Origin of the sequence: Micrococcus sp. HMSC31B01 (assembly GCF_001816085.1) — a bacterium.
Lineage (GTDB): Bacteria > Actinomycetota > Actinomycetes > Actinomycetales > Micrococcaceae > Micrococcus > Micrococcus luteus.
The window spans coordinates 1-11,739 of record NZ_KV825163.1; the positions used below are offsets into that span (position 1 = coordinate 1).

Here is an 11,739-nt window from a genome sequence, read left to right on the forward strand (position 1 = left end):
CGCCGCGGCCGACGAGGACCCGGCCGCGCGCCCGGCCCGCCGGATCGTCCTCGTCGGCCCGATGGGGGCCGGGAAGACGACGGTCGGCCGGGCCCTGGCCGCCGTGACCGGGCTGCCCTTCGTGGACTCCGACGAGCTGTTCACCCAGGTGCACGGCCCGATCCCGGAGTTCTTCGCCGAGCACGGCGAGGCCGCGTTCCGGGCGGAGGAGGCGCGCGTCATCGGCCATGTGCTCGGCCGACCCGCCCCGTGCGTCCTCTCGTGCGGCGGCGGCGCCGTCCTGCATCCGGGCCCCCGCCGCGCGCTGGCCGGGCCGGACTCCGACGTCGTCTACCTCGCGGTCGGAGAGGAGGAGGCGCTGCGCCGCGTGGGCGGCGGCGCGGGCCGCCCCGTCCTGGCCGGAGACCCCGCCGGGACCTGGCGGCGCATCCTCGCCGAACGCGAGGGGCTGTACCGCGAGGTCGCCGACCTCGTGCTCGACACCACAGGCCTGACGGCCGCCGAGGCGGCCTGGCGTATCGTGGGGGACGCCCACCGCCCCCGAAGGAGTGAGTCACACCCATGACCGACCGTGAGCCGGACATCACCGAGCAGGAGACCCCGGGGGCGGCGCCCGCGGCCGCTCCGGCCGCACCCGAGGACGTGACGGTCATCCCCGTGGCCGGCGGCCACGAGGCGGCCGTGCACGGCGGCTACGACGTGGTGGTGGGCCGGGGCCTGCTCGCGCGCCTGCCGGACATGCTCGGCCCGACCGTCCGACGCGTGCTGGTCATCCATCCGCGCGCCCTCCGGGCCACCGGCGACGTCGTCAAGAACGACCTCGAGGCCGTGGGCCTGACCGCACTGACCGCCGAGATCCCGGACGCCGAGGAGGGCAAGCACCTGCAGGTGGCCGGGTTCTGCTGGCAGGTGCTCGGCCAGAACGACTTCACCCGGTCGGACGCGATCGTCTCCGTGGGCGGCGGCGCCGTGTCCGACCTGGCCGGCTTCGTGGCGGCCACGTGGCTGCGCGGCGTCCGCGTCGTGCACATGCCCACCACCCTGCTGGGCATGGTGGACGCGGCGGTGGGCGGCAAGACCGGCATCAACACCGCCGAGGGCAAGAACCTGGTGGGGGCGTTCCACAATCCGGCCGGCGTGCTGGCGGACCTGGACACGCTGCTCACCCTGCCGGCCAACGAGCTGATCTCCGGCCTGGCCGAGGTCGTGAAGTGCGGCTTCATCGCCGACCCCGCGATCCTCGACCTCATCGAGGAGGACCCGGCCCAGGCCCAGAACCCGCACTCCGCGCGGCTGCGCGAGCTGATCGAGCGTTCGATCCGGGTCAAGGCGGACGTCGTCTCCCGCGACCCCCGCGAGTCGGGCGCCCGCGAGGCGCTGAACTACGGCCACACGATGGGGCACGCGATCGAGCTCGCCGAGCGCTACCAGTGGCGCCACGGCGCCGCGGTGTCCGTGGGGCTGGTCTTCGCGGCCGAGCTGGCCCGCTCCCTCGGCCGGCTCGACGACGCCACCGCGGACCGCCACTGGTCGGTGCTGACGGCCCTGGGCCTGCCCGTCTCCTACCGCGGGGACCGGTGGCAGACCCTGCTCGAGGGCATCCGCCGGGACAAGAAGAACCGCGGCGACCAGCTGCGCTTCGTCCTGCTGGACGGGCTCGCGCAGCCCACCACCGTGGACATCCCGGACGCGTCCCTGCTCTTCGCGGCGTACCAGGAGATCGCAGAGTGAGCCGCCGCTGACCCCGGCCCCGCGCGGGGCCTCCCGTAGACTGGCCCGCGCACATCCAAGACCCCACCCACTGCAGGCGGACCCGTGACGGTCCGCGAGACCGATCGGGAGCACACACACGTGGCAACGAGCAACGACATCAAGAACGGCGCCGTCCTGAAGCTGGAGGGCCAGCTCTGGAACGTCACCGAGTTCCAGCACGTCAAGCCGGGCAAGGGCGGCGCGTTCGTCCGCACCAAGATGAAGAACATCACCACGGGCAAGGTCGTGGACAAGACCTTCAACGCCGGCGCCAAGGTCGAGTTCGCCACCGTGGACCGCTCCGACTACCAGTACCTCTACCAGGACGGCGCGGACTACGTGTTCATGGACGTCAAGGACTACGACCAGATCACCGTGCCCGGGGCCGTGGTCGGCGACGCCGCGAAGTACATGCTCGAGAACACCCAGGTGGTCATCGCCCTGCACGAGGGCACGCCGCTGTACCTCGAGATGCCGGCGTCCGTGGTCCTGGAGATCACCTACACCGAGCCGGGCCTGCAGGGGGACCGCTCGTCCGCCGGCACCAAGCCCGCCACCGTGGAGACCGGCGCCGAGATCCAGGTGCCGCTCTTCGTCGAGCAGGGCACCCGCGTCAAGGTCGACACCCGCACCGGCGACTACCTCGGCCGCGTCAATGACTGAGCGGGCCTCCGCCGGCTCCGCTGCCAAGCGGGGGACCACGGCGCGCAGCCGCTCCCGGCAGCGTGCGGTGGAGATCCTGTTCGAGGCCGAGCAGCGGGGCTCCAGCGCGCTGGAGGGCATCCGCACCCGCCGCGAGAGCACCGATCTGCAGGTGAACGCCTACACCCAGCGGCTCGTGGAAGGCGTCATCGCGGACCAGGAGCGGCTCGACGAGGCCCTGAGCTCCTACTCCCGCGGCTGGTCCCTGGACCGCATGCCCGCCGTCGACCGGGCGATCCTGCGCGTGGGGGCCTGGGAGCTGCTGTTCCAGGACGACGTGCCGGACGCCGTCGCCATCTCCGAGGCCGTCGCCCTGGCCGCCCAGCTGTCCACGGACGACTCGCCCGAGTTCGTCAACGGTCTGCTCGGCCGCCTGCAGCAGGTCAAGCCGACGCTGCTCGCCTGAGCGGCCGAGAGCTCCGTCACGAGGCCCGTCCCGCACCGCGTCATCCGCGCCGTGGGGCGGGCCTCGCTGGTAGAGTCGGCGACGTCCCGCGCGGGGGCCCACCGGCGCCCCGGGACGAACCACGCATCCTTTAAGAGCCGTCCTGTGAGGCGGGGAAGGAGGCGCCGGCATGGGAACTGACCCCGCCGCACCTCGTGCTGCCCGGACCGTGCTGTCCACGTCCGAGATCGACCGGGCGCTGACCCGGATCGCCCACGAGATCCTCGAGTCCAACAAGGGCGCCGAGGGTCTCGTCCTGATGGGGATCCCGCGCCGCGGGGCCCCCCTGGCCCGGCGGCTCGGCGCCCTGCTGGCCCGCATCGAGCCGGCCTTCGACCCCACCGCCGCCGTCGGTGAGGTGGACGTGACGCTCTACCGGGACGACCTCCGCCGCGGCACGGCCCGCACCCCGATGCCCACCCGCCTGCCCGAGGTCCCCCTCGACGGCGCCGTCGTCGTGCTCGTGGACGACGTCCTCTTCTCCGGCCGCACCGTCCGGGCCGCCCTCGACGCGATCGCCGACCTGGGCCGCCCCGCCGCCGTGCGCCTGGCCGTCCTCGTGGACCGCGGGCACCGCGAGCTGCCCGTCCGGGCCGACTTCGTGGGCAAGAACCTGCCGACCTCCACCGCCGAGCGCGTCCAGGTCCGGCTCATGGAGGTCGACGGCCCCGAGGGCACCGGCGAGGTCACTGAGGACGCCGTGAGCATCGTCGACCGTGTCGCGACCCGGGAGGGTTGAGCCGTGCGCCACCTGCTGTCCACCGCCGACCTCTCCCGCGCCGACGCCCTCGCCGTCCTCGACACCGCCGAGGAGATGGCCGCCGTCAACCAGCGCGAGGTCAAGAAGCTGCCCGCCCTGCGCGGCCGCACCGTGGTGAACCTCTTCCTCGAGGACTCCACCCGCACCCGCATCTCCTTCGAGGCCGCCGCCAAGCGGCTCTCCGCGGACGTGATCAACTTCTCCGCGAAGGGGTCGTCCGTCTCCAAGGGGGAGTCGCTCAAGGACACCGTCCAGACGCTCGAGGCCATCGGCGCGGACGCCATCGTGATGCGCCACTGGTCCTCGGGCGCGGCCCGCCAGCTGGCCGACTCCGGCTGGGTGCGCTCCGCCGTCGTGAACGCCGGCGACGGCACCCACGAGCACCCCACCCAGGCCCTCCTGGACGCCTTCACCCTGCGCCGGCGCCTCGCCGCGGCGACGGGAGAGGACCTGGTCGGCCGGGACCTGACCGGCATGCGCGTGGTGATCGTGGGGGACATCCTGCACTCGCGCGTGGCCCGGTCCAACGTGTGGCTGCTCAGCACGCTGGGCGCACAGGTCACCCTGGCCGCCCCGCCCACCCTGCTGCCCGTGGGCGTGGCCGCGTGGCCGTGCCAGGTCACCTACTCGCTGGACGAGGCCCTCGACGCCGGCCCCGACGCCGTCATGATGCTCCGCGTCCAGGCCGAGCGAATGGGCGGCGCCTTCTTCCCGTCCGCAGGGGAGTACACCCGGACCTGGGGGCTGACCGACGACCGCTTCGCCCGCCTCACCGCCGGCCGGGGCGCCCTGCTCGACGAGCCCGTGGTCATGCACCCCGGCCCGATGAACCGCGGCCTGGAGATCAGCCCGGCGGCGGCGGACTCGCCCCGCAACACCGCCCTCGAGCAGGTCGCCAACGGCGTGTCCGTCCGCATGGCGGTCCTGCACCTCGTCCTCAACCACGACCAGGAGGTCCGCCCGTGAGCGCCCCCAGCCCCGCCCCCCTGCTGCTGCGCAGCGCGCGCCTGACCACGGGCGAGACCGCCGACGTGCTCGTCGCCGAGGGCCGGATCGCCGCCCTCGGCCCGGACGCCGCGACCCACGCCGCCGGCCTCGACCCGGCCCCCGAGGAGGTCGACTGCGCCGGCCTGGTGCTGCTGCCCGGGCTCGTCGACCTGCACACCCATCTGCGCCAGCCCGGCAAGGAGGACGCGGAGACGGTCGAGACCGGCACCCGCGCCGCCGCGATGGGCGGCTTCACCTCGGTCCACGCGATGGCCAACTCGACGCCGACGGCCGACACCGCCGGCGTGGTGGAGCAGGTGTGGCGGCTGGGCCGGGACGCGGGCTGGTGCGATGTGCACCCCGTGGGCGCGGTGACCGTGGGCCTGGCCGGCGAGGCCCTGGCCGACCTCGGCGCGATGGCCGACTCGCAGGCCCGCGTGCGGATGTTCTCCGACGACGGCATGTGCGTCCACGACGCCGTGCTGATGCGCCGTGCGCTCGAGTACGTGAAGTCCTTCGGCGGCTTCGTGGCCCAGCACGCGCAGGAGCCGAACCTCACCGCCGGCGCCCAGATGAACGAGTCCGAGCTCTCCGGCGTCCTCGGCCTGGCCGGCTGGCCCGCCGTGGCGGAGGAGGCCATCATCGCCCGTGACGTGCTGCTGGCCCAGCACGTGGACTCCCGCCTGCACGTGTGCCACGTCTCCACGGCCGGCTCCGTCGAGCTGATCCGCTGGGCCAAGGCCCAGGGCGTGGCCGTGACCGCCGAGGTCACCCCGCACCACCTGCTGCTCACCGAGGAGCTCGTCCGCTCCTACGACCCCGTGTTCAAGGTCAACCCGCCGCTGCGCCGCGAGTCCGACGTGATGGCCCTGCGCGCCGGGCTGGCCGACGGCACCATCGACACCGTGGGCACCGACCACGCCCCACACACCGCCGAGACCAAGCAGTGCGAGTGGACGGTCGCGGCGATGGGCATGACGGGCCTCGAGACCGCCCTGTCCGTGGTGCAGCAGGCGATGGTGGACACCGGCCTGATGGACTGGGCCGGCGTCGCCCGCGTAATGTCCACGGCGCCGGCCCGGATCGCCGGCCTGACCGACCAGGGCCAGGCCGACGAGCGCGGCGTCCCGCGCGTCGGCGCCGTGGCCAACCTCGTGCTCGTGGACCCGCAGGCCCGCCGCACCGTGGACCCCGAGCAGCACCTGACCAAGTCCCGCAACAGCCCGTACCGGGGCATGGAGCTGCCGGGCGCGGTACGCCACACGGTCTACCGCGGCGCCCGCGTCGTCGCCGACGGCGCCCCCGCCCGGCCGTACCGCCACCCGGCCCTGACGGAGACGGGGGAGCGCGCGTGAGCATCACCTCCCTGGCCGCCGCCCTGGCGGCCCGTCCCGTCCCGCCGCGGACCCCGACGAAGGACTACGCGGACGTGTGGCTGCCGGTGACCCTGGGCACCCTGGCCGTCGTCCTCGTGCTGCTCGGCCTGCTGGCCCTCGGGTGGCGGGCCCGCCGCCGGGCGCAGGCCGGGATCCCGGCCCCGGCCCCCGTGCCGACGGCCCTCTACGACGCCGAGCCGACGCTGTCCGCGGAGGGCATGCACGTGGGCACGGTGCGCGGCGAGGACCGACTGGACCGCGTGGCGGTGCACGGCCTGGGCCTGCGCTCGCGCGCCGTCCTCGAGGTCCACGACGCCGGCACCCACCGCGGCCTGCTCGTGCTCCGCCCCGGGGCCGCCAACCTGTTCATCCCCGCGGACGACCTCGTCGAGGCCGGCCTGTCCGGCGGGATCGCCGGCAAGTTCGTCGAGCCGGGCGGGCTCGTCGCCTGGGGCTGGCGCCTCGGCGACGTCGAACTCACCTCCGCCTTCCGCCCCGACCGCCCCGAGGACCGCGACCGGCTCCTCGCCGCCCTGCAGACCATCATCGACCCCGCCCCGGCCGACCCGGCCGGCCGCGCAGGAGAAGGAGACCCCCGATGAGCACCCCCACCGACGACCTGGCCCTGCTCGTCCTCGAGGACGGCACCGTCCACCGCGGCCGGGCCTACGGCGCCCGCGGCCGCACCCTGGGCGAGGCCGTGTTCACCACGGGCATGACCGGCTACCAGGAGACCCTCACCGACCCGTCCTACGCGGGGCAGATCATCGTGCAGACCTCCCCGCACATCGGCAACACCGGGGTCAACGACGCCGACCGCGAGTCGCGGGCGATCTTCGCCGCCGGCTACGTGGTCCGCGACGCGGCCCGGCGTCCGTCCAACTGGCGCGCCGAGCGCACCCTCGACGAGGAGCTCGAGACGTTCGGCGTCGTCGGGATCCGCGAGGTCGACACCCGGGCCATCACCCGCCGCCTGCGCACCGAGGGCTCGATGCGCGCCGGCGTGTTCTCCGGCGAGCACGCCGCCCGCCCGGAGGCCGAGCTGCTGGCGGAGGTGCGCGCCCAGCCGTCGATGGCCGGCGCCCGCCTCGCGGAGTCCGTCACCACGGAGCAGCCGTACGTCATCGAGCCGGCCGAGCACGGCTGGGAGGGCGAGCCGATCGCCGAGATCGCCGCCCTCGACCTCGGCATCAAGGCCGCCACGCCGCGGCACCTGGCCTCCCGCGGCATCCGCGTGCACGTGCTGCCCGCGGCCACGGACCTGGCCGGCATCCGCGCCGTGGACCCGGACGGCGTCTTCCTGTCCAACGGCCCCGGCGACCCGGCCACGGCAGACGCCCAGGTGGAGCTGCTGCGCGAGGTCCTCGACGCCGGCCTGCCGTTCTTCGGCATCTGCTTCGGCAACCAGATCTTCGGCCGCGCGCTCGGCTTCGACACCTACAAGCTGAAGTTCGGCCACCGCGGCCCGAACCAGCCGGTGCTGGACAAGGCCACGGGCCGCGTGGCCATCACCTCCCAGAACCACGGCTTCGCCGTGGACGCCCCCCTCGGCGAGCCGATCGAGGCGCCGGAGTCGCGCTTCGGCCGCGTCGAGGTCTCCCACTGGTCCCTGAACGACCAGGTCGTCGAGGGCCTGCGCCTGCTCGACCGGCCCGCCTTCTCCGTGCAGTTCCACCCGGAGTCCGCGGCCGGCCCCAACGACACCCTCGACCTGTTCGACCGCTTCGTGCAGCTGCTCACCGAGCACCGCGCCGCCACCACCCCCGCCACCGAAGGAGCCTGATCCATGCCCAAGCGCACCGACCTGAAGTCCGTCCTGGTCATCGGCTCCGGCCCCATCGTGATCGGCCAGGCCGCCGAGTTCGACTACTCGGGCACCCAGGCCATCCGCGTCCTCAAGGAGGAGGGCGTCCGCGTCGTCCTCGTCAACTCCAACCCGGCCACGATCATGACCGACCCGGAGCTGGCCGACGCCACCTACGTCGAGCCCATCACCCCGGCCGTGGTCGCCAAGATCATCGAGAAGGAGCGCCCGGACGCCCTGCTGCCCACCCTGGGCGGCCAGACGGCGCTGAACACCGCCATCGCCCTCGACAAGGACGGGGTGCTCGAGCGCTTCGGCGTCGAGCTGATCGGCGCGAACATCGAGGCCATCGAGCTCGGCGAGAACCGCGAGCTGTTCAAGGGCGTCGTGGAGCGTGCCGGCGGCGAGTCCGCCCGGTCCCACATCGTGCACACGATGGAGGAGGCCCTGGCCGCCGTCGAGGACCTGAAGTACCCCGTGGTGGTGCGCCCCTCGTTCACGATGGGCGGCCTCGGCTCCGGCATGGCCTACGACGAGGCCGACCTGTACCGCATCTGCGGCGCCGGCCTGCAGTACAGCCCGACCTCCGAGGTCCTGCTCGAGGAGTCCATCCTCGGCTGGAAGGAGTACGAGCTGGAGATGATGCGGGACAAGAACGACAACGTCGTCGTCGTCTGCTCCATCGAGAACGTGGACCCCGTGGGCGTGCACACCGGCGACTCCATCACCGTGGCCCCGGCCATGACGCTGACGGACCGCGAGTACCAGAAGCTGCGGGACATCTCGATCAACGTCATCCGCGAGGTCGGCGTGGACACCGGCGGCTGCAACATCCAGTTCGCGGTGAACCCCGTGGACGGGCGCGTCGTCGTCATCGAGATGAACCCGCGCGTCTCCCGCTCCTCGGCGCTGGCCTCGAAGGCCACCGGCTTCGCGATCGCCAAGATCGCCACCAAGCTGGCCCTGGGCTACACGATGGACGAGATCCCCAACGACATCACCCAGAAGACCCCGGCGTCCTTCGAGCCGGTCCTGGACTACGTGGTCGTGAAGGTCCCGCGCTTCGCGTTCGAGAAGTTCCCGGCGGCGGATCCCACGCTGACCACCACCATGAAGTCGGTCGGCGAGGCCATGGCCATCGGCCGCAACTTCACGGAGGCCCTGCAGAAGGCCCTGCGCTCGCTCGAGCAGAAGGGCTCGGAGCTCGCGTTCCCGCAGGACGCCGACCCGCAGGCCCTGCTCGCGGCGGCGAGCACGGCCACCACCGACCGGCTCTCCCAGACCCAGCAGGCGCTCTACGCCGGCGCCACGATCGAGGAGGCCTTCGAGGCCACCGCGATCGACCCGTGGTTCCTGGACCAGTTCGTGCTCATCAACGAGGTCGCGGACGAGATCCGCGACGCCGAGGTCCTCGACGAGGCCCTGCTGCGCCGCGCCAAGCGGCACGGGTTCTCCGACGCCCAGATCGGCTCGCTGCGGCACATGGACGCCGCGGTCGTGCGCGGCGTGCGTCACGCCCTGGGCGTGCGCCCCGTCTACAAGACCGTGGACACCTGTGCCGCCGAGTTCGAGGCCTTCACCCCGTACCGGTACTCCAGCTACGACCTCGAGACCGAGGTCGCCCCGCACGAGGGCGAGTCGGTGATCATCCTCGGCTCGGGCCCGAACCGGATCGGCCAGGGCATCGAGTTCGACTACTCGTGCGTGCACGCCACCATGGCGCTGCGCGAGGCCGGCTACGAGACCGTGATGGTCAACTGCAACCCGGAGACGGTATCCACGGACTACGACATCTCCGATCGCCTCTACTTCGAGCCGCTCACGCTCGAGGACGTCCTGGAGGTCATCGCGGCAGAGGAGGCCTCCGGCGGCGTGCGCGGCGTCTTCGTGCAGCTCGGCGGCCAGACCCCGCTCAAGCTGGCCCAGCAGCTCGCCGACGCCGGCGTGCCGATCCTGGGCACCTCGCCCGCGGCCATCGACCTGGCCGAGCACCGCGGTGAGTTCGCGCTCGTGCTCGAGCGCGCGGGCCTGGTGGCGCCGAAGAACGGCACGGCCGTCTCCTTCGACGACGCCAAGCGCGTGGCGGACGAGATCGGCTACCCCGTGCTCGTGCGCCCCTCCTACGTGCTCGGCGGCCGCGGCATGGAGATCGTGTACTCCGAGGAGGCGCTGGCCCACTACGTGGCGCACGCGACGGAGATCACCCCCGACCAGCCGATGCTCGTGGACCGCTTCCTCGAGGACGCGATCGAGATCGACGTCGACGCCCTCTACGACGGCACCGAGCTGTACCTCGGCGGCGTCATGGAGCACATCGAGGAGGCGGGCATCCACTCGGGCGACTCCGCGTGCGTGCTGCCCCCCGTCACCCTGGGCCCGGACGTGCTCGAGCGCGTGCACCGCGCCACCGAGCGGATCGCGGCCGGCGTCGGCGTGCGCGGCCTGATCAACATCCAGTTCGCGCTCGCCTCGGACGTGCTGTACGTGATCGAGGCGAACCCGCGCGCCTCGCGGACCGTGCCGTTCGTCTCGAAGGCCACGGGCGTCCAGCTGGCCAAGGCGGCCGCGCGGATCGGCGTCGGCGAGAGCATCGCCGACCTGCGCGCGGCCGGCATGCTGCCCACGGCGTACGACGGCGGCACCCTGCCGATCGGCGCGCCCGTGGCGGTCAAGGAGGCGGTGCTGCCGTTCACCCGCTTCCGCACCGCGGAGGGCCGCGTGGTCGACTCGCTGCTGGGCCCGGAGATGCGCTCGACGGGCGAGGTCATGGGCATCGACAAGCACTTCGACACCGCGTTCGCCAAGTCCCAGTCCGCCGCCGGCGGCCCGCTGCCCACCTCGGGGCGCGTGTTCGTGTCGGTCGCGAACCGGGACAAGCGCACCCTCGTGGGCCAGGCCAAGCGCCTCGTCGACCTCGGCTTCCAGGTGGTCTCCACCGGCGGCACCGCCGAGGTGCTGCGGCGCAACGGCATCCCCGCGGAGGTCGTGGCGAAGATCGCCGACGCCGGGCACGAGGACGGCGCGGGCACCGTGCTGGAGCAGCTGCACGCCGGCACCGTCGATCTCGTGCTGAACACGCCCTCCGGCGGCGACGCCCGCACGGACGGCTACGAGATCCGCGCGGCCGCGACGTCGCTCGGCGTGCCGGTGATCACGACCACGGCCGAGTTCGGGGCGTGCCTGCAGGCCATCGAGGCCATGCGGTCCTACGAGTGGTCCGTCACCTCACTGCAGGAGCACGACGCGCGCCTGCAGCAGGCTGTCGCCGGTCCGGAGGCCGCGGCGTGACCACGACGGCGACGGGCGGCGCGGGGCCCCGCGCCCCCTTCGGGCGGCGGCTGGCCCAGGCCATGGAGACGGCCGGTCCGCTGTGCCTCGGCGTGGACCCCCATCCGGGCCTGCTGCGGCAGTGGGGCCTGAGCGACACCCCGGCGGGCCTCGAGGCGTTCTCCCTGACCGCCCTCGAGGCGGCGGTGGGTCCCGAGGGGCCCCGCGTGGCGGCGATCAAGCCCCAGGTGGCGCTGTACGAGCGCCACGGATCGGCCGGCCTGGCGGCCCTGGAGCGGCTGCTCGCGGCCGCCCGGGACGCCGGGGTGCTCACGATCGCGGACGCCAAGCGCGGTGACATCGGCTCCACCATGGACGGCTACGCCGCCGCGTGGATCGCCGATGCCTCGCCCCTGGCCGCGGATGCGGTGACGCTCAGCCCGTACCTGGGTTTCGGCACCCTCGTGCCGACCATCCGCGCCGCCCACGAGGCCGGCCGCGGCGTGTTCGTCCTCGCGCTGACCTCCAATCCGGAGGGCCGCGAGGTCCAGCACGTGGGCGAGGGGTCGGCCGAGGGATCGGTCGCCCGGCGCATCGCCGCGGCGGCGGCCGCCGAGAACGCGGCCCTGCGCGGCGACGACGCGTG

The 11,739-nt window shown here is 73.5% G+C and carries 11 protein-coding genes; all 11 read left to right on the forward strand.

Translation table 11 applies throughout. The features are described 5' to 3' along the window. The coding region (locus HMPREF3105_RS07185; protein WP_141762457.1) for a shikimate kinase at positions 1 to 565 on the forward strand (565 nt) is incomplete at its 5' end. Then, positions 562 to 1,731 (forward strand): 3-dehydroquinate synthase, encoded by a 1,170-nt coding sequence (gene aroB, locus HMPREF3105_RS07190; RefSeq protein WP_081097731.1) that lies wholly within the window; start codon positions 562 to 564, stop codon positions 1,729 to 1,731. The genes HMPREF3105_RS07185 and aroB, both read left to right, overlap by 4 nt. A 120-nt stretch (positions 1,732 to 1,851) precedes the next feature. Further along, positions 1,852 to 2,415, forward strand: coding sequence for an elongation factor P (gene efp / locus HMPREF3105_RS07195; RefSeq protein ID WP_002857030.1), 564 nt, complete (start codon positions 1,852 to 1,854; stop codon positions 2,413 to 2,415). Beyond that, positions 2,408 to 2,860, forward strand: coding sequence for a transcription antitermination factor NusB (gene nusB, locus HMPREF3105_RS07200; protein ID WP_044659811.1), 453 nt, complete (start codon positions 2,408 to 2,410; stop codon positions 2,858 to 2,860). Before efp ends, nusB begins: the two co-directional genes overlap by 8 nt. Before the next feature lie 169 nt (positions 2,861 to 3,029). Further along, the gene (gene pyrR / locus HMPREF3105_RS07205; RefSeq protein WP_036313707.1) at positions 3,030 to 3,638 is read left to right on the forward strand and encodes a bifunctional pyr operon transcriptional regulator/uracil phosphoribosyltransferase PyrR; all 609 of its coding nucleotides are present in this window, start codon (positions 3,030 to 3,032) and stop codon (positions 3,636 to 3,638) included. Between the two features lie 3 nt (positions 3,639 to 3,641). Further along, entirely contained in the window at positions 3,642 to 4,625 is a 984-nt protein-coding gene (locus HMPREF3105_RS07210; RefSeq protein ID WP_036313715.1) for an aspartate carbamoyltransferase catalytic subunit, read from the forward strand. Continuing rightward, a complete protein-coding gene (locus HMPREF3105_RS07215) occupies positions 4,622 to 6,001 on the forward strand; it encodes a dihydroorotase (RefSeq protein ID WP_036313718.1) in 1,380 nt (459 codons plus the stop codon). Before HMPREF3105_RS07210 ends, HMPREF3105_RS07215 begins: the two co-directional genes overlap by 4 nt. Further along, positions 5,998 to 6,624 (forward strand): PH-like domain-containing protein, encoded by a 627-nt coding sequence (locus HMPREF3105_RS07220; RefSeq protein WP_012750893.1) that lies wholly within the window; start codon positions 5,998 to 6,000, stop codon positions 6,622 to 6,624. Before HMPREF3105_RS07215 ends, HMPREF3105_RS07220 begins: the two co-directional genes overlap by 4 nt. Beyond that, a complete protein-coding gene (gene carA, locus HMPREF3105_RS07225) occupies positions 6,621 to 7,805 on the forward strand; it encodes a glutamine-hydrolyzing carbamoyl-phosphate synthase small subunit (protein ID WP_036313720.1) in 1,185 nt (394 codons plus the stop codon). The genes HMPREF3105_RS07220 and carA overlap by 4 nt, the downstream gene beginning before the upstream one ends. A gap of 3 nt (positions 7,806 to 7,808) precedes the next feature. After that, complete coding sequence (carB, locus tag HMPREF3105_RS07230; protein WP_010078599.1) at positions 7,809 to 11,114, forward strand: carbamoyl-phosphate synthase large subunit; 3,306 nt, start codon at positions 7,809 to 7,811, stop codon at positions 11,112 to 11,114. After that, positions 11,111 to 11,739, forward strand: a 629-nt coding sequence (pyrF, locus tag HMPREF3105_RS07235) for an orotidine-5'-phosphate decarboxylase (protein WP_070709067.1), incomplete at its 3' end; no start/stop codon positions are given. The genes carB and pyrF, both read left to right, overlap by 4 nt.

Coding starts and splice junctions, on each gene's coding strand:
- aroB (WP_081097731.1), top strand. CDS start 562: ATGACCGACCGTGAGCCGGACATCACCGAGCAGGAGACCCCGGGGGCG.
- nusB (WP_044659811.1), top strand. CDS start 2,408: ATGACTGAGCGGGCCTCCGCCGGCTCCGCTGCCAAGCGGGGGACCACG.
- pyrR (WP_036313707.1), top strand. CDS start 3,030: ATGGGAACTGACCCCGCCGCACCTCGTGCTGCCCGGACCGTGCTGTCC.
- carA (WP_036313720.1), top strand. CDS start 6,621: ATGAGCACCCCCACCGACGACCTGGCCCTGCTCGTCCTCGAGGACGGC.
- carB (WP_010078599.1), top strand. CDS start 7,809: ATGCCCAAGCGCACCGACCTGAAGTCCGTCCTGGTCATCGGCTCCGGC.